The organism is Streptomyces sp. NPDC051561 (assembly GCF_044454195.1).
GTDB lineage: Bacteria > Actinomycetota > Actinomycetes > Streptomycetales > Streptomycetaceae > Streptomyces.
This window is the reverse complement of sequence record NZ_JBITDM010000008.1, coordinates 286,936-308,124: the sequence shown is the minus strand read 5'-3', so window position 1 is coordinate 308,124 and position 21,189 is coordinate 286,936. Positions and strand designations below refer to the sequence as shown.

The 21,189-nt window shown below is 71.5% G+C and carries 16 protein-coding genes and 2 tRNA genes; 11 read left to right on the top strand and 7 right to left on the bottom strand.

What is annotated here, in order from left to right:
* Positions 1-31 precede the first annotated feature (31 nt).
* A tRNA-Ala gene (locus ACIA73_RS20710) sits at positions 32-105 on the top strand.
* A gap of 10 nt (positions 106-115) precedes the next feature.
* Positions 116-188, top strand: a tRNA-Leu gene (locus tag ACIA73_RS20705).
* Between the two features lie 96 nt (positions 189-284).
* Here the strand turns inward: ACIA73_RS20705 and ACIA73_RS20700 are convergent.
* Together ACIA73_RS20700 and ACIA73_RS20695 are read right to left on the bottom strand one after the other, a co-directional pair.
* Positions 285-1,091 (bottom strand): hypothetical protein, encoded by an 807-nt coding sequence (locus tag ACIA73_RS20700; RefSeq protein WP_399440066.1) that lies wholly within the window; start codon positions 1,089-1,091, stop codon positions 285-287.
* A 63-nt stretch (positions 1,092-1,154) separates the two neighbouring features.
* Entirely contained in the window at positions 1,155-2,072 is a 918-nt protein-coding gene (locus ACIA73_RS20695; protein ID WP_399440064.1) for a chitosanase, read from the bottom strand.
* Between the two features lie 93 nt (positions 2,073-2,165).
* Between ACIA73_RS20695 and ACIA73_RS20690 the strand changes: the two genes are divergently transcribed.
* Entirely contained in the window at positions 2,166-5,615 is a 3,450-nt protein-coding gene (locus tag ACIA73_RS20690) for a hypothetical protein (protein WP_399440063.1), read from the top strand.
* A 222-nt stretch (positions 5,616-5,837) separates the two neighbouring features.
* On the opposite strand, the gene ACIA73_RS20685 is transcribed toward ACIA73_RS20690, so the two are convergent.
* The 3 genes from ACIA73_RS20685 to ACIA73_RS20675 form a co-directional block, all read right to left on the bottom strand.
* The gene (locus ACIA73_RS20685; RefSeq protein ID WP_399440062.1) at positions 5,838-6,815 is read right to left on the bottom strand and encodes an acyl-ACP desaturase; all 978 of its coding nucleotides are present in this window, start codon (positions 6,813-6,815) and stop codon (positions 5,838-5,840) included.
* A 287-nt stretch (positions 6,816-7,102) separates the two neighbouring features.
* Entirely contained in the window at positions 7,103-8,752 is a 1,650-nt protein-coding gene (locus ACIA73_RS20680) for an ABC-F family ATP-binding cassette domain-containing protein (RefSeq protein WP_399440061.1), read from the bottom strand.
* 353 nt (positions 8,753-9,105) lie between these two features.
* Positions 9,106-9,516, bottom strand: coding sequence for an SsgA family sporulation/cell division regulator (locus ACIA73_RS20675; RefSeq protein ID WP_399440060.1), 411 nt, complete (start codon positions 9,514-9,516; stop codon positions 9,106-9,108).
* A 362-nt stretch (positions 9,517-9,878) separates the two neighbouring features.
* Here ACIA73_RS20675 and ACIA73_RS20670 point away from each other — a divergent pair, with 362 nt between their 5' ends.
* The gene (locus ACIA73_RS20670; protein ID WP_399440058.1) at positions 9,879-10,967 is read left to right on the top strand and encodes a WD40/YVTN/BNR-like repeat-containing protein; all 1,089 of its coding nucleotides are present in this window, start codon (positions 9,879-9,881) and stop codon (positions 10,965-10,967) included.
* 402 nt (positions 10,968-11,369) lie between these two features.
* Here the strand turns inward: ACIA73_RS20670 and ACIA73_RS20665 are convergent, their stop codons facing one another.
* Positions 11,370-11,669, bottom strand: coding sequence for a YciI family protein (locus ACIA73_RS20665; protein WP_399440057.1), 300 nt, complete (start codon positions 11,667-11,669; stop codon positions 11,370-11,372).
* 107 nt (positions 11,670-11,776) lie between these two features.
* On the opposite strand from ACIA73_RS20665, the gene ACIA73_RS20660 reads away from it, so the two are divergent.
* On the top strand, positions 11,777-12,526 hold the full coding sequence (locus tag ACIA73_RS20660; protein ID WP_399440056.1) for an endonuclease V: 750 nt from the start codon (positions 11,777-11,779) through the stop codon (positions 12,524-12,526).
* A 4-nt stretch (positions 12,527-12,530) separates the two neighbouring features.
* On the top strand, positions 12,531-12,713 hold the full coding sequence (gene mmpA / locus ACIA73_RS20655) for a morphogenic membrane protein MmpA (RefSeq protein WP_399440055.1): 183 nt from the start codon (positions 12,531-12,533) through the stop codon (positions 12,711-12,713).
* Between the two features lie 22 nt (positions 12,714-12,735).
* Here the strand turns inward: mmpA and ACIA73_RS20650 are convergent, their stop codons facing one another.
* The gene (locus ACIA73_RS20650) at positions 12,736-13,935 is read right to left on the bottom strand and encodes a saccharopine dehydrogenase family protein (protein ID WP_399440054.1); all 1,200 of its coding nucleotides are present in this window, start codon (positions 13,933-13,935) and stop codon (positions 12,736-12,738) included.
* Between the two features lie 141 nt (positions 13,936-14,076).
* Here ACIA73_RS20650 and ACIA73_RS20645 point away from each other — a divergent pair, with 141 nt between their 5' ends.
* The 5 genes from ACIA73_RS20645 (at position 14,077) to ACIA73_RS20625 (ending at position 21,046) form a co-directional block, all read left to right on the top strand.
* Positions 14,077-15,321, top strand: a complete 1,245-nt coding sequence (locus tag ACIA73_RS20645; RefSeq protein WP_399440052.1) for a CaiB/BaiF CoA transferase family protein — start codon at positions 14,077-14,079, stop codon at positions 15,319-15,321.
* On the top strand, positions 15,321-16,346 hold the full coding sequence (locus ACIA73_RS20640; protein WP_399440051.1) for an LLM class F420-dependent oxidoreductase: 1,026 nt from the start codon (positions 15,321-15,323) through the stop codon (positions 16,344-16,346). The genes ACIA73_RS20645 and ACIA73_RS20640 overlap by 1 nt, the downstream gene beginning before the upstream one ends.
* A gap of 33 nt (positions 16,347-16,379) precedes the next feature.
* Positions 16,380-17,522, top strand: coding sequence for an acyl-CoA dehydrogenase family protein (locus tag ACIA73_RS20635; RefSeq protein ID WP_399440050.1), 1,143 nt, complete (start codon positions 16,380-16,382; stop codon positions 17,520-17,522).
* Between the two features lie 84 nt (positions 17,523-17,606).
* Entirely contained in the window at positions 17,607-18,821 is a 1,215-nt protein-coding gene (locus ACIA73_RS20630; protein ID WP_399440049.1) for an acetyl-CoA C-acetyltransferase, read from the top strand.
* 56 nt (positions 18,822-18,877) lie between these two features.
* On the top strand, positions 18,878-21,046 hold the full coding sequence (locus ACIA73_RS20625; RefSeq protein WP_399440048.1) for a 3-hydroxyacyl-CoA dehydrogenase NAD-binding domain-containing protein: 2,169 nt from the start codon (positions 18,878-18,880) through the stop codon (positions 21,044-21,046).
* Positions 21,047-21,189 lie beyond the last annotated feature (143 nt).

Sequence of the window (21,189 nt, the reverse complement as noted above, 5' to 3'; positions counted from 1 at the left end):
GACTCAGGCTCTACACTCGGTCCCGGTTGCTCCGGGTCGCGTAGTGCAGAGGCAGCCACACCCCTCGTGCGAGGGGGCAGGCCGGTTCGAATCCGGTCGTCCGGGGTGTCCGGGCGGCCCCGTAGCGCAGAGGTCGACGCGCTCATTCAGCGGGTGAGGATACGCCGGTTCGAATCCGGTCGGGGCCGCCGTCGAACCGGCCGGGTCGGTGGGACGGTGAGTCGTGAGTCGCGAGCTGGTGAGTCGCGAGTCGGTGAGCCGAGAGTCACTGTAGGGGTGCGCAGTTACCCACGTACGGAGTCGAACAGCTCCGGCGCCGTCCCGGTGAACCCCGGTAGCAGCCAAGCCAATTGGGCCCACGCGTCCCCGTCCCCGCCGAGCACCTCGCGCACCCACGCCCGCAACGGCGGCACGGCCTCCGTCAGGCCGGGGAAGGACCTGTCCCCGTTCGCCAGCACATTCAGCACCTGTATCGCCGGGCGGCCGGTTTCGAGGTAGTGCCGTGGCCCGTCGAAGATCCCGGCCTGCCGCAGGCGGTGGGCGAACGCGGGATGGGTGTCGAAACCGCTGCGGGCCCAGGACGGGCAGTCCGGCCGGATGGCGAGCGCCCAGCGTGCGTGGCCGGGGAGCGGCTGCTCCCGGTCCGCCCGGACGACGGCACCCCAGTCGTCCCGGCCGACCCGGCGGGCGGCCGCGTCGGCCCGCTTCATCCCGGTGCCCGCCCGCAGCGCGGCGACCAGCTCGGCCGGGTCGTCGAACCGGAACTCGTCCGGCCGGATGTCGGTGGCGAGCCGCACCGAGTCCGCGACGTGCAGCGGCTCCCGGGGGTCGGCGCCCGGCGGCACGGGCCCGAAGCGCAGCCCGCGCCGGATCTCGTCACGGATGACGCCCCGGAGCGTCCCGTTCCGGTACACCCCGGAGTTGAGTGCGGGGTCGTCGTGCCGGAGCGTCCAGAGGAGGGCGGACACCGGGTAGCGGTGGCGTGGCCAGTGGAACCGGGAGGGCTGCGGGCAGCGCTCCCACTCCCGCACGACCCGTTCCCGGGCCGCCTCCCGGTGCTCGGACCCGGCCAGCGACAGCATCAGCCCCATGCCGCGACAGCTCCACAGGTTCACCACCGGCGGATCCGCGCCGACCCGCATACCAGCCCCCCGTCAGCGGTTGATGCGGAAGTCTTCCCCGTACATCTTCCACTCCAGCGGTGCCTTGAAGTTCATGTTCCCCTTCTTCAGGAACACCCGCTGCGCGGTGTCGATCCGGGAGGTGTCATTGAGCGTCTTCTTCGTCCGGAGCACCTCGCGGGTCTCGTCGAGGAAGGCGTTCAGATAGTCCTGCTCGGCCTTCGCCTTGGCCTTGCCCTCGACCTCGGAGGGCGCCTTGACCTTCTTGCGCGCCGTCTCACGGATGCCGTAGAAGCCGCGCTTGTCGAGACCGGGGCCGTGCAGCACCATCGCGTCGTAGTAGATGAACTGGCCGAGCGTGCCCAGGCCGTCCATCTTGGCGAGGTCCACGGCGGGCTTGAAGTAGTACTTGTCGCGGGCGTCGTCCTGCGCCTTGCGGAAGTCCGGCTCCTTGGCCGCGTGCTTCCACGCCTGCGTGAACCCCGGGTCCAGACCCTCGTGGGAGGCGGTGCCGTCGACCTTTTCGAGCGCCGGGATGTAGCGGGCCAGCGAGTTGTCCGGGTGGGTCTTGGTGTAGTCCTGGATCAGCTGGAGCATGTCGTGGGTGCCCGAGGTGAAGCCGATGACGCCGGCCGTGTAGCCGTTGCCGTCGCCGACGTCACGGATCGAGGTGTACTGACCGCGCCAGTTCAGGGTGGAGTTCTCCGCGGTGGAGATGACCTGCGCGGCCCGTATCTTCGCGGCGGGGTCCGCGAGACCCGGCGGCAGCTTGGCTATGAGCTCCGCGTCGGTCTTCGGCTTGCGGTCGTCGTCCGACTCGCCGGGCGCCTCGCCGGTTTCGGTGTTTTCGTCGTAGATCTGGTCGTCCCCGCCGGGATTGCCACTGAAAAGTACGGTGGCGACGATGGCGACCGGGGCGCCGATGAGAACTACACGGGTCAGAGGTTTCACGCGGACACATTACTGGGCTCGAACGGGCGTACTGCGCGGAGCTCCCCGGCAAAACCATTACAGCTCTGTACGGCGGGCAGGCAGAATCCCCGCATGCCCTTCACCGCACCGCACAGGACCGACCGGCTCCTCGCCGCCATCGACCCGCTGCCCCACCCCGAAAGGATGCGTCAACTTGCCCTTGATGTGGGGGAGTTGGTTGCCGAAGGGGCGTTGAGGCCGGTCCTGGAGGAGCTGGCGGGCCGCGGCGCGTACGGAAACGGGCTGGCCGTGGTGGCCGCCTCTGTGGGCCGGGACACCGACTGGATCGCCGCCCGGCTCGACGACCCGGATCGTTACGTGCGCGGCCATGCGCTGCGGGCCGCGGACAGCGTGGGGGTGCCCGACGCGGCGTTCGCGGCCGCGCTCCAGGACGCCTCCGCGGTCGTACGCCGAGACGTGCTGCACCACCTCGCCGCAGGCCGTCGCCCCGCACTCGCCGACCGGCTGCTCGGCGAGGTGCGCGCCACCTGGGGCGAGCAGGAGGCGGCCAGGCTGCTTCCCGGCTGCGGCGCGGAGACGGTCCGCCGGGCGCTGCCGGACCTCTTCCACGCCGCACGGGGCTGGAACGATTGCGCCCGCCGCCATCCGGTCGCGCTGCTCGACGCGCTGGAACGTGACCTGGCCGGGCAGCCGGAGACCGCGCGCGAGGGGTGGTGGACGCGCTACGGGCACGCGGTGGCGTTGGTGCTGCGGGCGGCGGCCCGTGCGACGGGGGACTCCGCGGCCGGTGCCGTGCCCCGCCGGGTGATCGGCATGCTGGACGCGCACCCGCCGGCCCGGCTGCCGGCGGCGGTACGGGACGCCCTGGGCCTGCTGGCGACGGCGGAACCCGAGCACCTGGTGAGGCTGCTGCGCACCCCCTTCGGGCTCTCCGTGTCCATCGGCGGATACGTCCGCGCCCCGGTACTGCGACGGATCGCCCGGCACGCTCCCTGGAACCTGGTGGTCGGCTACGCCCGTGCCCTCGTCGGCCACCACGCCCTGCTGACCCTGATCGGGGCGCTCCCGCCGTCCCGCCGCGAGGCCCTGTATCTGGCAGCCGTCGAGGGCAGGGACACACCGCCGGCGAGGCTGGAGGAAGCGGTGCTGGGCGCCCTGCCCCGCAGCGCCGTCACCGCGTACGCCCGGCGGATGGCGGACCGGGAGCGCACCGACAACATCTCCTGGAGCACGGTGCTGCGGGCGGAGTCCTACCTTCCGCCCGCCGAGGTACGCGACACGCTGACCGCCGCCACCCGCCGCCCCGTCGCGGAGGACCGTGCCGTGGCCTGGCCGCTGCTGATCGCCAACGCGTCCCGCAGCCACGACACGGCCGCGATGGACGCCGTACTGGAGGAGATGGCACGGCTGCGCAACGAGCAGGATCCGGTACGTTCCGCCGCGCTGACCGCCCTGGCGGGGACGCCCGCCGCGCTCTTCGGTGAGGCGTCGGCCCCGCATCTGGAACGGATCGCCACCGACGCGGCCGAGGCGCGCGACACCTCTGCGTCCGCCCGCGGTGACCTCGGCAGCCTCGCGGTGAAACTGCTGCGGGCGCACCCGCAGGACCCCGGGAACCCGCTGGTGCGGTGGGCCCTGCGGACCCTGGCGGGGATCGCGCGCGGCCACGGCGAGATCGACCTGGGCGTGGTCGCCTGGCGAAGGGCCGACCGGGACCTGGGCCAGGGGCAGGAACAGCTGCTGGTGGCCGCGTTGCTGCCGCTGCTGGAGGCGGCGGCACAGAAGGACGACCACCGGCTGACCCTGACCCTCACCGCCCAACTCGGCAGCCTCGCACACCGCGTTGCGGCACTCGGGGAACTTCTGTGGCAGGCCGCCCGTTCCACCAACGAGGACACCGCACGGACCGCGATCGAAGCCTGGCTGGCACCGCCCACCGGCCGGAGCGAGAAGGTGGCCCGGCTGCTCGACCGCGAGCCGGCCGCCGCCGTGGTGCCGCAGGTCCTGAAGGTGCTCACCACCACCCGCACCGACCTGCTCGACCAGGTTCTCGGCGAGGGCCCGCCCCAAAGCCGGTTCCTGGACGAGGGGCAGTGGCTGGCCCCGGTGGGCCCGGCCGTCCGACGCTGGGTACCGCGCCAGCACCTGGCCGCCGCACAGCAGTTGAGCGCGGTCGCGGCCGACGAGGGCGTCTGGGAGGACGACCGCGTACAGGCGCTCCGGCGGCTCGCCGTGCTGCCCGGCATCGGGGCGGACGAGGTGCGGCGCCGTACCGGCGACGAGGAAGTGGTGGTCGCCGAGGCGGCGTTGAGCGCCCTGGCCCTCACCGACCGTCCCGCGGACGCCCTTCCCGAGCTCCTCGCCCTGGCAGGTACGAACCGGGCCCGGGTCGCCGTCCACGCGGCGACCGGCGCCTCCCGCCACGTTCGCCCCTCCCGGCTCGCCACCCTGCTCGACGACGTCCTCGGTGCCGAAACCCCCGCCAAGGTCACCGGCGCCAAGGAAACGGTCCGCCTCGCCGCCCTGCGTCTCCCGCTGCCGACCGCGGTGGACCTGGTCACCCGGACCTATGCCACCCCGGGCCGCCATCACGACGTCCGCGCGGCCTGTGTGTCGCACGCCTCCCGGCTGCTCGACGACGCACGCGCCTGGCGGATGCTCCAGGACGCGGCGGCCGGGGGAGCGGTCGCGGACGCCCCCGCCGTGGAGCGGACCGCGCTGCGGGCGGCCGTGCTGGGCGTGGCGCCGGGTGACCTGGCCGAGCCGCTGCGGCCCCGTTACGCGGGGCTGGTTCGTGAGGTGTGCCGCACCGACGACCCGGAACTGGCGGTGGCGGCGCTCGGCGCGCTCGGTGTCTGGGCGCCCTGGCTGCCCGGTGCCACCGACGTTCTGGTGGCCGCGCTGACCGACCTGACCGACCGGCGGCGCTGGCGGACGGCGGCCGAGGCCCTGGTGGCCGGGGCGCCGGCTGCCGGTGTGGGCCGCGACGCGGTACTCCGGGCGCTGAACGTCCTGGCCACGGCCGAGGAGCCGGACCGGGACCTGCCGGCCAGGTACCGGCTGGACCACCTGGTGTCCCGGCTGTGCGCACTGACCGACGGGGGCTGGGGCGCGCCGCGACCGGAGGTGGCCAGGCCGGTGCTGCGGGAGGCGGGGGGAGTGCTCCGCGCGCACGAGGAGTTCGTGCCGCACGCGGCGGAGCTGCTGGTACGGGGGCTGGAGCTGGACGCGGAGCCGGGGGAGCTGGACGCGGCGCTGACCCAATTGGGCCGACTGCTCGACGAGCGGCCCGCGGCGGCCGTCCGTACCGCGGAGGCGCTGAGCGACCGGATCGGCGGGTACCAGGCGGAGGGCGACCAGGAGGTCCTGCTCGGCCGGGCCACCGCGCTCGCCGCCGGGGGTGGCCACGCCACGGGGCTGCTGGCTGTCGCGATCACGGAGGCGTGCGGGGGGCGTACGTCCTGGGCGGAGCCGTGGCGGGAGTGCCTGCGGGCGCTACGGGAACACCCGGTACGGGACGTCAGGGACGAGGCCCTGGGAGTCACCACACGCCACCGCTGAGTGAGCGAGGGGGCGGGGCTCAGGTGGGCCGGGGCGGGTGGGGTGCGACTCCGTCGGGGGCCGCCCCCTTGCCCGCCCGTTCCGCCCCCGGGGGGCGGCCCCGCCGCCCAAGCGGGCTTCCAGGGGCGGGAGGGCAGCGGCCCGTCGCCCAAGCGGGCTTCCAGGAGCGGGAGGGCAGCGGCCTCGCCGCCCAAGCGGGCTACCAGGGGTGGGCGCCCCCGTTTACGCCCCCTGCGCCCTGGCCGCCTTCCGCGCCAGCCTCGTCGCCAGCTTCTCGTCGAACTTCGACGCCTCCGCGTCCAGCCCCCCCATGTAAAGCCCCAGCTCCTCCTGAGCCTTCAGCCCCTCCGCACCGAGCCCGTCGATGTCCAGCACCTTCAGGAACCTCAGCACCGGCTGGATCACATCGTCATGGTGAATCCGGATGTTGTAGACCCCACCGATCGCCATCTGCGCCGCGGCCCGCTCGAATCCCGGCATCCCGTGCCCCGGCATCCGGAAGTTCACGACCACGTCGCGCACGGCCTGCATCGTCAGGTCGGGGGCCAGCTGGAAGGCCGCGCCCAGCAGGTTCCGGTAGAAGACCATGTGCAGGTTCTCGTCGGTCGCGATCCGCGCCAGCATCCGGTCGCAGACCGGGTCCCCGGACTGGTGGCCGGTGTTCCGGTGCGAGATGCGCGTCGCCAGCTCCTGGAAGGCCACGTAAGCCACCGAGTGCAGCATCGAGTGCCGATTGTCCGACTCGAAGCCCTCGCTCATGTGCTGCATCCGGAACTGTTCGAGCTTGTCCGGGTCCACGGCGCGCGAGGCCAGCAGGTAGTCGCGCATCACGATGCCGTGCCGGCCCTCCTCGGCGGTCCAGCGGTGCACCCAGGTGCCCCACGCGCCGTCCCGGCCGAACAGGGAGGCGATCTCGTGATGGTAGCTGGGCAGATTGTCCTCGGTCAGCAGGTTCACGACGAGCGCGATGCGCCCGATGTCGGTCACCTTGGACTGCGCCGGGTCCCACGCCTCGCCGTCCTCGAAGTAGCCGGGGAAGTTCCGGCCGTCCGACCACGGGACGTACTCGTGCGGCATCCAGTCCTTGGTGACCTTCAGGTGGCGGTTGAGTTCCTTTTCCACCACCTCTTCCAGCGCGAACAGCAGCTTGGCGTCGGTCCACGCCTCCGAGCTGCCGAGGTGGGGAGAGGTGATCGTCACGGGTACTCCTGAGGGACGGGGACGAAGGCGGTTACCTACGGATTCGTAGGTTACGAGACCGTAGGTTAAGCGCGGCGTGAGCGCTGAGCCAAGTCCCTGTCCGTTGCGTACCGCTACATACCGTTATGTATGCAGGTCACGCCGCCGGAGCGAGAGCCAAGTCACGCAACCTCCCCGCCGCCATCAGTAGCGGGTTCCCGTCCGGCACCCCCACATGCACCCCGCCGCTCGAACAGCGACGCCGGAACCGATACCCAACACTTTCTGGCCGGTATCGGTTCCAGCTTCTACCCGTCCTCCGGCACCGGCTCCTCCGCCTCCCCTTCCCCCGCCGCCCCCAGGTGCAGCCGCCGGGTGATCCCGATCGACTCCAGGAACGGCTCGTCGTGGCTGGCCACGATCAGCGCGCCCTCGTAGGCCTGCAACGCCTCGGTCAGCTGCCGGACGCTCGCCATGTCGAGATTGTTCGTCGGCTCGTCCAGCATCAGGAGCTGCGGGGCCGGATCGGCGAGCAGCAGCGCCGCCAGGGTCGCCCGGAAGCGCTCGCCGCCCGACAGGGTGCCCACCGACTGGTCGGCCTTCGCCCCCTTGAAGAGGAAGCGGGCGAGGCGTGCCCTGATCAGGTTGTTGGTCGCGGACGGGGCGAGCAGCGCGACGTTCTGCACGACACTCAGCGAGTCGTCCAGCACATCGAGCCGCTGCGGCAGGAAGCGCTGCGGAACCAGCCGCTCCACCTCTCCCGAAAGCGGCTCCAGCTGCCCGGCGACGGTGCGCAGCAGGGTCGTCTTGCCGGCCCCGTTGCGTCCGGTCAGTGCCACCCGCTCGGGGCCGCGCAGCTCGAACACCCCGTCCAGGCTCGCCCCGTACGGCATCTTGAGATCCCGTACGGCCAGCACGCCGCGCCCAGGATGGACCGTGGTGTACGGCAGCTCGATGCGGACCACATCGTCCTCGCGCACCAACTCCTCGGCCTCGCCGAGCCGTTCCTTGGCGCCCTTCAGCCGCTCCGCGTGCAGGGTCCGGTGCTTGCCCGCCGACTCCTGCGCGGCCCGCTTGCGCAGACCCATCACGATCTTGGGTTCGCGCTTCTGCTCGCTCATCTTCTGGCCGTACTTCTTGCGCTTGGCCAACTTGACCTGCGCCTCGATCAGTTCACGCTTCTGCTTCTGTACGTCGGCCTCGGCGACCCGCACCATCCGGGTCGCCGCCTCCTGTTCCACGGCGAGCGCCTCCTCGTACTCGGAGAAGGTGCCGCCGTACCAGCGGACCTCGCCGTCGCGCAGATCCGCGATCTGGTCCACCCGTTCCAGGAGCTCGCGGTCGTGGCTGACCACGACGAGCACCCCGGACCAGGCCGACACGGCGTCGTACAGCCGCTGGCGTGCGTAGAGGTCGAGATTGTTGGTCGGTTCGTCGAGCAGCAGCACATCGGGCCGGCGCAGCAGCAGGGCCGCCAGTCTCAGCAGTACGGACTCGCCGCCGGACACCTCGCCGAGGGTGCGGTCCAGACCGATGTGACCGAGTCCGAGGCCGTCCAGGGTGGCGCGGGCACGCTCCTCCACGTCCCAGTCGTCGCCGACGGCGGTGAAGTTCTCCTCGCGGGCGTCACCGGCCTCGATGGCGTGCAGGGCGGCGCGGGTCTCCGCGATCTCCAGGGCCTCGTCGACCCTGAGTCCGGTGTCGAGGACGAGGTTCTGCGGCAGATAGCCGATGCTGCCGGCCGCTTTCACCTTGCCGCCGGTGGGGGTGAGTTCCCCCGCGAAGAGCTTCAGCAGGGTGGACTTCCCGGACCCGTTGACCCCGATGAGGCCGGTGCGTCCGGGGCCGACGGCCAACTGGAAGTCGTCGAGGACGACCGTTCCGTCGGGCCAGGCGAAGGACAGGGCGGTGCAGGTCAGCGAAGCGCTGTGGGGCTGGGCGTGGGAATAGGCGGACAAAAGGGCCTCCAGGTTGCGTGAGTGGACCGAGCAACTTGTGGAGACACCGAGAAACGTGCGGACCTCGCGGCCGGTTACGGGATCAGGCCCGTCGGCTTCCCCCCGCAGAAATTTCTACCCGCAGAAATACGGAAAGCCCTGGTCGAGAGAAGACGGCTCGAACGCCGAGGTCGCACACGGCACGCGGGAATGAGCAGACCACTCATGGGTGGCTGCCTCGCGGCACGGTGTCCCGGACCTCAGACGAGCAACGTCCTTCTCCATTCGACGACAACAGGGCGAGAGGAACCCTACGCCTGCCGAATCGACGCACGCAATTGAATTTATGGAGGGAAAAGCGCGACCGGCCGGACTCAGCTGCTCAGCAGCTGCGCCAGATCCTGGTCCACGTCCAGGAACCGGTGCTCGGACCCGGACGGCACCAGCTCCTGCGTCCGCTTCAGAAAACGACGCAGCTCGGAGGTGCGGATGTGCACCATCGCCACACCCTCCGTCGCATGGAACTCCAGCACCGTCCGCCCGTACCCGTAGGGCCGGATCTGTACGTCGCCGACACCGGCCGCCTCGTCCAGTCCCGTGGCCAGCAACTCCCGCGCGAACGTCCAGACCACCTCGATGCCCTCCAGGGTGGCCGGCGGCGGGAAGACCATGCGTACGGCGAACGGGTCCGAGGGCTCGTAACCGAGCCTCGCGGGGACGTTCTCCAGCTGTGGTGCGGAGGAGATCAGACGGGCCTGTACGGCCTGCTCAACAACGATGGACAAGGCCAGCACCTCTCATGCTCGGTGGATGCGTCCTGCCGCCTTTAAGGACGAACGAACGCGCAACTTCGTGCACACGAACACGGCGTGAGCTGCATCACCCCGTCTTCCGGCGGCAGCATCACGTCGCGCCGCAGGGACCTGCGTGGTCGCAGTACGGCTGGTTCCCGCTGGCACCTCAGCCACACAACATCACCCGTGTCTCATGGTGCGGACCCTGTGAAGTCTCGGACCCCGACCCGTCATACGTCGCCCCCTGGGCTCCCCACCACCATAGGAACGGGCGCCCCTGGCCGCACTCTGGACGACAGGAGTCCGGTGGGCTAGCTTCCAGCGCCATGAGGGGTATGGGGAACACGAGACGAATGGTGTCGGTGGGACTGGGTGCGGCGGCCGTGGCGGCCGCACTGGTCGCGGTACCGGCGCAGGCGGCCGACGGACGGACCGAGGCGGCCCCGGCCGCCGACGGCACGCGGACGCCGGCCGGCTGGCGGCTCAAGGACACGGGCGTCACGGACGTACGGTTCCGGGGGCTCGCGGCGGTCAGCCGGAACACCGCGTGGGTGGCCGGCTCCAAGGGCACCGTGCTGCGCACCGGGGACGGGGGACGCAGCTGGCGGAACGTCTCCCCGCCCGGAGCGGGCGAGCTGGAGTTCCGGGACATCGAGGCGTTCGACGGCCGCCGGGCTGTGGTGCTGGCCATCGGCGAGGGCGAGGCCTCCCGGACGTACCGCACACAGGACGGTGGCCGCACCTGGACGGAGACCTTCCGCAACCCCGACCCCAAGGCGTTCTACGACTGCCTCACCTTCTTCGACAGCCGCAACGGCCTGGCGATGAGCGACCCGGTCGACGGCAAGTACCGCATCCTGTCCACCGGTGACGGCGGCAAGTCCTGGAAGGTCCTCCCGAACGGCGGAATGCCGGATGCCCTGCCGGGCGAGGCGGGATTCGCGGCCAGCGGCCAGTGTCTGGTCAGCAACGGGCCGCGGGACGTCTGGCTGACGACGGGGGGCGGGGCGCGGGGCCGTGTCCTGCACTCCGCGGACCGGGGGCTCACCTGGAAGGCCACCGACACGACGATTCCGGCGGGGGACCCGGCGCGGGGCGTGTTCGGTGTCGCCTTCCGCGACGGTACGCACGGGATCGCGGTGGGCGGCGACTACCGGGCGGGGCAGGTGTCGCCGGGGGCGGCGGCGCGGACGTCGGACGGGGGGCGTCATTGGCGTGCCGCCGGGGCTTCGTCGGGGGAGTACCGGTCCGGGGTGACCTGGCTGCCGCACAGTCGGTCGGTTGCTTTGGCGGTGGGGCCGACGGGCACGGACATCACGGTGAACGGGGGGCGGTCCTGGCGGAAGATCGATGGGGGGTCGTACGACACGGTGACGTGCGCGGGGGACCTCGGGTGCTGGGCGTCGGGCGAGAAGGGGCGCGTCGCGCGGCTGGAGTTCTGAGCGGTTTCCGCGCCCCGGCCCCGTGTGCGCGACGTCCGCTGCGCGGGGCCTGTTCCAGACCCCGGGTGGCGAGCCCTTCAGGGGCGGGTGGGCCTGTGCGGGTAGCAGCTGGCCGGCCGCGCAGTTCCCCGCGCCCCTGAAGGGGCGCCCCTTCAGGGGCGCGGGGAACTGCGCGAGCAACCACCACACCCCCGCAGATCCCCACCCGCCCCGCGGCCAGCGGTTCAGGGAAGGGGCGGGGAGGGGCAAACCCCGCGCCGCAGGCGCAAGAGGCCCGCACGTCTCAGCGCCGCGCTGCGGCAGCCGCAGGTGGATGCAGCGGAGTGGGACAAACGCCCGCCGCAGGAGTGACCTCGGCCCCCGGCGGCGCCGCTCCGGCCGTGTCGTGCGGCTCGGTCCCCGTCAAGCCACCGGTTCCTGCCGGTACTTCTCCAGGCCCGCTGCCACCTTCGTCGCCACGAACTCCGTGACCCGGTACGCGCACACCCCGCCCGTCACGAAGGGGTCCTCCGCGACCACGCTCTCGATCGCCTTCCGTGACTCCGCGACCGCGAGGATGACCCCGCCGTCGCGGGGCTGCTTCCGTCCGGAGGCGAGGAAGCGGCCCGCCGCGTACTGCGCGTCCAGCCACGTGACGTGATCACTCATCAGCGCGTCCACCTGCTCGACCGGCGCGGTATAGGTCAACTCAAGTACGAACATGATCGCCAGCGTACCGACCGCCTGCCCGCCCGCCGCAGGCGCACACCTGTCCCGCCCGCCCCCGGCACCCCCCACTGTCAGACCCGCCTCCTACAGTGGCGAGCACGATGAACATGACGCCCCGCATCACCCCGGCCACCCCGCGCGACGAGGCCGCCGCCCGCGCCGTGCAGGACGAACTGCGCGCGCACGTCGTGCTGGACGAGGTCGGACCACTGCCCGGGACCGGGCACGTCACGGGTGTCGACGTGGCGTACGACGACGACCGCGACCTCGTGGTGGCCGCCGCAGTGGTGCTCGACGCCGCGACGCTCGCGGTGGTCGAGGAGGCCACGGCGGCCGGCCGGGTCGCGTTCCCCTATGTGCCGGGGCTGTTGGCGTTCCGGGAGATACCCACCGTGCTGGACGCCCTCGGCAGGCTGACGGCCGACCCCGGGCTGATCGTCTGCGACGGGTACGGGCAGGCGCACCCCCGCCGCTTCGGGCTGGCCAGCCATCTGGGAGTGCTCCTGGACCGGCCGGTGATGGGGGTCGCCAAGAACCCCTTCACCTTCAGGTACGGACAACCGGGGCCGGGGCGCGGCGACTTCTCCCCGCTCCTCGACGAGAGCGACGGCACCGAGGTCGGCCGCGCCCTGCGCACCCGGGACGGGGTGAAGCCGGTGTTCGTCTCCGTGGGTCACCGGGTCTCGCTGGACAACGCCTGCGCGCACACCCTCCGTCTGACCGCCGCCTTCCGTCAGCCGGAGACCACCCGCCGGGCAGACTCCCTGTGCAGACGGGCCCTCGCCGAAGCCCTCGGCGAACAACTGAGTACGCGTACGGATGTGGAAATCGATCAGATCGGGACAGGGTGAGCACATGAGCATGATGACGATGAGGGCCGCCACGGACCCCACTCCCGCCGCCCCCGAGTACTTCGAGTCGGTCACCGTCCACCGGGCCGGCCGCAGGATGGCGGTGACCGTACTGGTCGGTGTCCTCGCGATGGTGGGCTGGACGGGCGGCATGATCTACACCATCTCGGGCTGGATATCCGGGTGACCCGTGGGGCGAGGCGCCCGCCTCACTCCACGTGCGCCACCCGGAACCGGATCCCCGCGTCCTGCAACCGCCCCAGCAGCGCGTCGCCCATCGCTGTGGCCGTCGTCACCTGCCCCGCCGTAGCGGGCAGTTCGTCGAAGGCCAGGCAGAGCAGCGACTCGGCGAGGATCTTCGCGGTCTCGCCGTAGCCCGGGTCGCCGCCGGACACCTCGGTGAACACCCGCTTCCCGCCGCCCTCCCCGACGAACCGCACGGTGAACCAGCTCTTCGCCCGCCGCGCCTCGTCCGGACCCGTCCCCGGTGCGACCAGCGAGCTCAGCCACCGCCGCGCCGCAGGAACCTGGGCGAGCGCGACCACCGAGCCCACCGCCAGCGCCCCGCCCGCCGCGACCGGCAGCCACTTCACCGCCGCGAAGTGCCGGTAGCGGAAGTCGGGACCGTACCGCTCCAGGGCCGCCGCCGACCGCTGCACCACCTGCCCGTCGATCGTCGGCAGTGGCACCGCCCAGGCGCCCACCTCACTGCTGCGGTGCGGGGCGCCGACCACGGCCTTCACCCGCCGCCCGCCCTCGGGCCGGGGCTCGTGCGCCCGCCGCTCCTCGGCCGCCCGGAGCATCTGGCGCCCCCGCCCCATCGCTCCGAGCGCCGACGCGAACGTACCGCCGGAGAACTGCGCCCCGGCCCGCACGAATCCGTCCACCCGCAGCGGCACCCCCTCGGGCAGCCGGCGCACCGTGAAGTACGCCCCGAGGTCGTGCGGTACGGAGTCGAATCCGCACGCGTGCACCAGCCGCGCCCCCGTCCGCCGGGCCACCGCGTCGTAGGCCAGATACATCCGGTCCACGAACTCCGGCTCCCCGGTCAGGTCCGTGTAGTCCGTGCCCGCCTCCGCGCACGCGGCCACCAGACCCTCGCCGTACTGGAGATAGGGACCGACGGTCGACGCCAGCACCCGCGTACTGCGCGCCAGTTCGCGCAGGGAAGCCGGGTCGTCGGAGTCGGCGTGCAGCAACGGCAGTTCCGCGCAGGCCGAGTTGGTTTTGGCGAGCCGGTCCCTGAGCTGCTCCAGCTTGGACGGCGTACGACCGGCCAGGGCCCAGCGGCAGTCCTGCGGGGCGTGCTCGGCCAGGTAGTGGGCGGTCAGTTCGCCCACGAAGCCGGTCGCACCGAACAGCACGATGTCGTAGGGCCTGTCGTCGGACTTCTCGTTGGGACGTGGCATGCCGTTCCTCCAGTCGTCGGGTCAACCCACCGCAAAGACTAAGCGCTTGCTCGGTCGCTCGGTCCAGGGGCTTGTGCAGAGTGGAACACGTTCTTAGCATCACTGCTGTTACATCAGTTGTGTCACAGTGCTGGGGGCTTGATGACAGGGACAGCAGGCACGAGGACCGATCCCACGGGGAAGGGGCGCAAGGGCCCGCTCACCGGGGTGCGCGTGGTGGAACTGGCCGGCATCGGGCCCGGCCCCTTCGCCGCCATGTGCCTCGCCGACCTGGGCGCCGACGTCGTGCGGGTCGACCGGCCGGGCGGTGTGGGGCTGGGCGTCGACCCGGCCCGCGACCTCACCAACCGGGGCAAGCGCTCCGTCCTCGTCAACCTCAAGGACCCGGCGGGTCCCGGACAGGTGCTCGACCTCGTCGAACGCGCCGACATCCTCATCGAGGGCTACCGCCCCGGTGTCGCCGAGCGCCTCGGTGTCGGCCCCGATGCCTGTCTCGCCCGCAACCCCCGGCTGGTCTACGGGCGGATGACCGGCTGGGGCCAGGAGGGCCCGCTCGCCCAGCGCGCCGGGCACGACATCTCGTACATCGCGCTCACCGGCACCCTCGGCATGATCGGCAAACCGGACGAGCCGCCGACCGTGCCGGTCAATCTGGTCGGCGACTACGCGGGCGGCTCGCTCTACCTGGTCATCGGCGTCCTCGCCGCCCTCCAGCACGCCCGCACCCCCGAGGGCTCCGGTCAGGTCGTCGACGCCGCGATCGTCGACGGCACCAGCCACCTCGCCACCATGCTGCACGCCATGCTCGCGGCCGGCGGCTGGCAGGACCGGCGCGGATCGAATCTGCTCGACGGCGGCTGCCCCTTCTACGGAACGTACGAGACCTCCGACGGCGAGCACATGGCGGTGGGTGCGCTGGAGCCGCAGTTCTACGCCGAGTTCACCGATCTCCTGGGCATCAAGGACACCGCCCCCGACCGCGGCGACCTGGCCCGCTGGGGCGATCTGCGCACGGCGATCACCGTCCGCTTCAAGGAGCGCACCCGCGACGAGTGGACGGCGGTCTTCGAGGCCTCCGACGCCTGTGTGGCCCCAGTGCTCTCGATGCGCGAAGCCCCCCGGCACCCGCATCTCGCCGCCCGGGGAACCTTCGTCGAGCACGAGGGCGTCACCCAGCCCGCCCCCGCGCCCCGCTTCTCCGCCACCCCCGGAGCCCTCGGCCGGGGCCCCGCACTCCCGGGCGCGGACACCGCCGAAGTGGCCGCCGACTGGGACGTACCGAACCTCCTGGGGACCGACCCTCATGACGAGGACGCTGACGGGACGGGCGCTCACGAATCGGACCCTCACGAAACCGGCGCCCACCGCAAGGACGGGGCCAACTGATGGAAATCTCGCTCCCGTTGAAGTACGCGGGCGATCCCCGCGAAGCCTGTGACGAGGCCGCCGCCCTGGAGTCCGCGGGCCTCGACGCCGTCTGGGTGGCGGAGGCGTACGGCTTCGACGCACCCACCCTCATGGGCTATCTGGCCGCCCGCACCTCCCGGATGCGTATCGGCTCCGGCATCCTCAACGTCTACTCCCGCACCCCCGCCCTGATCGCCCAGACCGGCGCCGGTCTCGACGCGATCTCCGGCGGCCGCGCCCTCCTGGGCCTCGGCGCGTCCGGCCCGCAGGTCATCGAGGGCTGGCACGGCAAGCCGTACGACAAGCCGCTGGGCCGTACCCGCGAAACCGTCGAACTGTGCCGCCGCATCTGGAAGCGCGAGGTCATCGACCACCACGGCATCACGGACATGCCGCTGCCCAGGGAGAAGGGCGGCAAGCTGGGCAAACCGCTGAAGATCCTCACCCGCCCCGTCCGCGACACCATCCCGCTGTACGTCGCCTCGCTCGGCCCCGCCAACGTCAGGCTGACCGCCGAGATCGCCGACGGCTGGCTGCCCACCCTCTTCCTCCCCGAGAAGGCGCAGCAGGTCTGGGGCAGCTCCCTCGCCGAGGGCAGCGCACTGCGCGACCCTTCCCTCGGCCCGCTCCAGGTCGTCGCCGGCGGACTCCTCGCGATCGGTGAGAGCGCGGCGGCCGCAAGGGATCTGGCGCGTCCGCAGATCGCGCTGTACGTCGGCGGCATGGGCGCGAAGGGCAAGAACTTCTACAACGACCTCGCCGTCGCCTACGGCTACGAGGAAGCGGCCGCCAAGATCCAGGACCTCTACCTCCGGGGCAGGAAGCAGGAGGCGGAGGCCGCCGTCCCCGACGAGTTCTGCGAACTGATGTCGCTGTGCGGTCCGGAGGGCTACGTCCGCGAGCGCGTCGAGGCGTTCCGGGAGGCGGGCGTGACCATGCTCAACGTGGTCCCGGTCGGGCCGGAGCCCGCGAAGCTCATCGAAACCGTGAAGAACTGGCTGTAGCCGCGACAACCGGCCGCAGGGGACTGGAGAGTGATGAAGCGTCAGATATTCAGCGCCGAGCACGAGGCGTTCCGCGAGACCGTCCGCACCTTCCTCGCCAAGGAGGTCCTGCCGCACCACGAGCAGTGGGAGAAGGACGGCATCGTCAGCCGGGAGGCATGGCTGGCCGCCGGGAGGCAGGGGCTGCTCGGGCTCGCCGTACCGGAGGAGTTCGGGGGCGGCGGGAACGCGGACTTCGTCTACAGCGCCGTACTGGCCGAGGAGTTCACCCGCGCCGGAGCCTCCGGGCTCGCCGTCGGTCTGCACAACGACATCATCGGCCCCTATCTCACCGGTCTGGCGACCGACGAGCAGAAGCGCCGGTGGCTGCCCGGTTTCTGCTCCGGCGAGATCATCACCGCCATCGCCATGACCGAACCCGGTGCGGGTTCCGACCTCCAGGGCATCCGTACCTCCGCCGAGGACAAGGGCGACCACTGGCTGCTCAACGGCTCCAAGACCTTCATCTCCAACGGCATCCTCGCCGACCTGGTGATCGTCGTCGCCAGGACCTCCCCGGAGGGCGGCGCCAAGGGCCTTTCGCTGCTGGTCGTCGAGCGCGGCGCGGAGGGTTTCGAGCGCGGCCGCAACCTCGACAAGATCGGCCAGAAGGCCCAGGACACCGCCGAGCTGTTCTTCCACGACGTCAAGGTCCCCAAGGAGAACCTCCTCGGGGAACTCAACGGCGCCTTCATCCACCTGATGACCAACCTCGCCCAGGAGCGGATGGGCATCGCGGTCGCCGGGATCGCCGCCGCCGAATACCTCCTGGAGATCACCACCCAGTACGTCAAGGAGCGCGAGGCGTTCGGCCGGCCGCTGGCCAAGCTCCAGCACATCCGCTTCGAGATCGCCGAGATGGCCACCGAGTGCGCCGTCACCCGTACGTTCCTCGACCGCTGCATCGTCGATCACTCGAACGGTGAACTCGACGCGGTGCACGCCTCCATGGCCAAGTGGTGGGCCACCGAACTCCAGAAGCGCGTCGCCGACCGCTGCCTGCAACTGCACGGCGGCTACGGCTACATGACCGAGTACCGGGTCGCCAAGGCCTTCACGGACGGCCGTATCCAGACGATCTACGGCGGTACCACGGAGATCATGAAGGAAATCATCGGCCGCTCCCTCCTCGGCTGAGCCACCGGTTCTCCGGGCACAGGCTCCGCGTCCCTCCCCGACCCCCGACGGATCTTTTTCCACCCCTTTTGAAAGGCTGCTGTCTTGAGCACCGAAGCGTTTGTGTACGACGCGATCCGCACCCCGCGCGGGCGTGGCAAGGCCAATGGCGCCCTGCACGGCACCAAGCCGATCGACCTGGTCGTCGGCCTCATCCACGAGATCCGGAGCCGCTTCCCCGACCTGGACCCGGCCGCCATCGACGACATCGTCCTCGGCGTGGTCGGCCCGGTCGGCGACCAGGGCTCCGACATCGCCCGCACCGCCGCGATCTCCGCGGGACTCCCGGACACGGTGGCCGGCGTACAGGAGAACCGCTTCTGCGCCTCGGGTCTGGAGGCCGTCAACCTGGCCGCCATGAAGGTCCGTTCGGGCTGGGAGGACCTGGTCCTGGCCGGTGGCGTGGAGTCCATGTCGCGCGTCCCGATGGGCTCCGACGGCGGCGCCTGGTTCAACGACCCGATGACCAACTTCGAGAACGGCTTCGTGCCGCAGGGCATCAGCGCCGACCTCATCGCCACCATCGAGGGCTATACGCGGCGTGACGTCGACGAGTACGCCGCGATGTCCCAGGAGCGCGCGGCGGCGGCGTGGAAGGACGGCCGCTTCAACAGGTCGGTCGTCCCGGTGCGCGACCGCAACGGTCTCCTCGTCCTCGACCACGACGAGCACATGCGCCCCGGCACCACCGCCGACTCCCTCGCGGGCCTCAAGCCCTCCTTCGCCGCCATCGGCGACATGGGCGGTTTCGACGCGGTCGCGCTGCAGAAGTACCACTGGGTCGAGAAGATCGACCACGTCCACCACGCCGGCAACTCCTCGGGCATCGTCGACGGCGCCGCCCTGGTCGCCATCGGCACCAAGGAGGTCGGCGAGCGCTACGGGCTGACGCCCCGCGCCCGTATCGTCGCCGCGGCGGTCTCCGGCTCCGAGCCGACCATCATGCTCACGGGCCCGGCCCCGGCCACCCGCAAGGCACTCGCCAAGGCGGGCCTGACCATCGACGACATCGACCTGGTCGAGATCAACGAGGCGTTCGCGGGCGTCGTACTGCGCTTCGCCAAGGACATGGGCCTCTCCCTCGACAAGGTCAACGTCAACGGCGGCGCCATCGCCCTCGGCCACCCGCTGGGCGCCACCGGCGCGATGATCCTGGGCACCCTGGTCGACGAACTGGAGCGCCAGGACAAGCGGTACGGCCTGGCCACGCTGTGCGTCGGCGGCGGCATGGGTGTCGCCACCATCGTCGAGCGCCTCTGACGGCTCGTCCCGTCCCCGCCCCCTTACGCATACGGCCCTTACGGAGAACCCGGAAAATGAGCGAGCCCACCACCATCCGCTGGGAACAGGACGAGACCGGCGTCGTCACCCTCGTCATGGACGACCCCAACCAGTCCGCGAACACCATGAACCAGGCGTTCAAGGACTCCATCGCCGCGATCGCCGACCGCGTGGAGTCCGAGAAGGACTCCATCCGGGGCATCATCTACGCCTCCGCCAAGAAGACGTTCTTCGCGGGCGGCGACCTCAAGGACATGATCAAGGTCGGCCCGGAGAACGCCCAGGCCGCCTTCGACACCGGCACCGCCATCAAGAACTCGCTGCGCCGCATCGAGACCCTGGGCAAGCCCGTCGTGGCCGCCATCAACGGCGCGGCCTTGGGCGGCGGTTACGAGATCGCGCTGGCCTCCCACCACCGCATCGCCCTGGACGCCCCCGGCTCGAAGATCGGCCTGCCCGAGGTGACGCTCGGCCTGCTGCCAGCCGGTGGCGGTGTCACCCGTACCGTACGGCTGATGGGCATCGCGGACGCCCTGCTGAAGGTCCTGCTCCAGGGCACCCAGTACAGCCCGCGGCGCGCCCTTGAGAACGGCCTGGTGCACGAAGTCGCCACCACCCCCGAGGACATGCTCGCCAAGGCCCGCGCCTTCATCGACGCCCACCCGGAATCCCAGCAGCCGTGGGACGTCAAGGGGTACAGGATTCCCGGCGGCACCCCGTCCAGCCCGCGCTTCGCCGCCAACCTCCCGGCGTTCCCCGCCAACCTCAAGAAGCAGACCGGCGGCGCCCCCTACCCGGCCCCGCGCAACATCCTCGCGGCGGCCGTCGAGGGCGCCCAGGTCGACTTCGACTCCGCGATCACCATCGAGTCCCGGTACTTCACCGAGCTGGTCACCGGCCAGATCTCGAAGAACATGATCCAGGCGTTCTTCTTCGACCTCCAGGCCGTCAACTCCGGCGCCAACCGCCCGGGGGGTGTCGAGCCCCGCAAGGTCCGCAAGGTCGCGGTGCTCGGCGCGGGCATGATGGGCGCAGGAATCGCCTACTCCTGCGCCCGCGCGGGCATCGAGGTGGTCCTCAAGGACGTCACCCCCGAGGCTGCCGCCAAGGGCAAGGCGTACAGCGAGAAGCTCCTCGCCAAGGCGCGCGGCCGGGGCCGCACCACCGAGGCCAAGCGTGACGAACTCCTGGCCCGCATCACCGCCACCGCCAATCCGGCGGACCTGGCGGGCTGCGACGCGGTGATCGAGGCGGTCTTCGAGGACACCGGCCTCAAGCACAAGGTGTTCCAGGAGATCCAGGACATCGTCGAGCCCGACGCCCTGCTCTGCTCCAACACCTCCACCCTGCCCATCACCGGTCTCGCCGAGGGCGTCTCGCGCCCCGTCGACTTCATCGGCCTGCACTTCTTCTCGCCGGTCGACAAGATGCCGCTGGTCGAGATCATCAAGGGCGGGGCCACCGGCGACGAGGCCCTGGCCCGCGCCTTCGACCTGGTCCGCCAGATCAAGAAGACCCCGATCGTGGTCAACGACAGCCGCGGCTTCTTCACCTCCCGCGTCATCGGCCACTTCATCAACGAGGGCGTCGCCATGGTCGGCGAGGGCATCGAGCCCGCGTCCATCGAGCAGGCGGCGGCCCAGGCCGGCTACCCGGCGAAGGTCCTCTCCTTGATGGACGAGCTGACCCTCACCCTCCCGCGGAAGATCCGCAACGAGACGAAGAAGGCCGTGGAGGCGGCGGGCGGGGTGTGGCCCGGACACCCGTCGGACGCGGTCATCGACCGGATGGTGGACGAGTTCGAGCGGCCGGGGCGCAGCGGTGGCGGCGGCTTCTACGAGTACGACGAGGCGGGCAAGCGGACCCGGCTGTGGCCGGGGCTGCGCGAGCACTTCACCAAGGGCACCGAGATCCCCTTCCGCGACATGCAGGAGCGGATGCTCTTCTCCGAGGCCATCGACACGGTCCGCCTCTTCGAGGAGGGCGTGCTCACCTCGGTCGCCGACGCCAACATCGGCTCCATCATGGGCATCGGCTTCCCGGCGTGGACCGGCGGCGTGATCCAGTACATCAACGGTTACGAGGGCGGCCCGGCCGGATTCGTCGCGCGCGCCCGGGAGCTGGCGGCGACGTACGGCGACCGCTTCCGGCCGACGGCGCTGCTGGTCGAGAAGGCGGAGAAGGGCGAGAAGTTCAGCGACTGACCGCTTTCCCGGGGCGGGGGGGGGGGGGGGGGGGGGGGGGGGGGGGGGGGGGGGCGGCGCGCGGGGGCCGGGGGGGGGGGGGGGGGGGGCGGGGGGGCGGGGGGGGGGGCGGGGCCGCGGCCGCCCCCCCCCCGCCCCCCCCG

What these genes read in the sequence shown, in the direction of transcription:
- ACIA73_RS20635 (WP_399440050.1), top strand. Translation starts at nt 16,380, where the DNA reads ATGAAGCGTCAGATATTCAGCGCCGAGCACGAGGCGTTCCGCGAGACC.
- ACIA73_RS20625 (WP_399440048.1), top strand. Translation starts at nt 18,878, where the DNA reads ATGAGCGAGCCCACCACCATCCGCTGGGAACAGGACGAGACCGGCGTC.
- ACIA73_RS20665 (WP_399440057.1), bottom strand. Translation starts at nt 11,669, where the DNA reads ATGTTCGTACTTGAGTTGACCTATACCGCGCCGGTCGAGCAGGTGGAC.
- ACIA73_RS20650 (WP_399440054.1), bottom strand. Translation starts at nt 13,935, where the DNA reads ATGCCACGTCCCAACGAGAAGTCCGACGACAGGCCCTACGACATCGTG.
- ACIA73_RS20640 (WP_399440051.1), top strand. Translation starts at nt 15,321, where the DNA reads ATGGAAATCTCGCTCCCGTTGAAGTACGCGGGCGATCCCCGCGAAGCC.
- ACIA73_RS20660 (WP_399440056.1), top strand. Translation starts at nt 11,777, where the DNA reads ATGAACATGACGCCCCGCATCACCCCGGCCACCCCGCGCGACGAGGCC.
- ACIA73_RS20690 (WP_399440063.1), top strand. Translation starts at nt 2,166, where the DNA reads ATGCCCTTCACCGCACCGCACAGGACCGACCGGCTCCTCGCCGCCATC.
- mmpA (WP_399440055.1), top strand. Translation starts at nt 12,531, where the DNA reads ATGAGCATGATGACGATGAGGGCCGCCACGGACCCCACTCCCGCCGCC.
- ACIA73_RS20670 (WP_399440058.1), top strand. Translation starts at nt 9,879, where the DNA reads ATGGTGTCGGTGGGACTGGGTGCGGCGGCCGTGGCGGCCGCACTGGTC.
- ACIA73_RS20700 (WP_399440066.1), bottom strand. Translation starts at nt 1,091, where the DNA reads ATGGGGCTGATGCTGTCGCTGGCCGGGTCCGAGCACCGGGAGGCGGCC.
- ACIA73_RS20645 (WP_399440052.1), top strand. Translation starts at nt 14,077, where the DNA reads ATGACAGGGACAGCAGGCACGAGGACCGATCCCACGGGGAAGGGGCGC.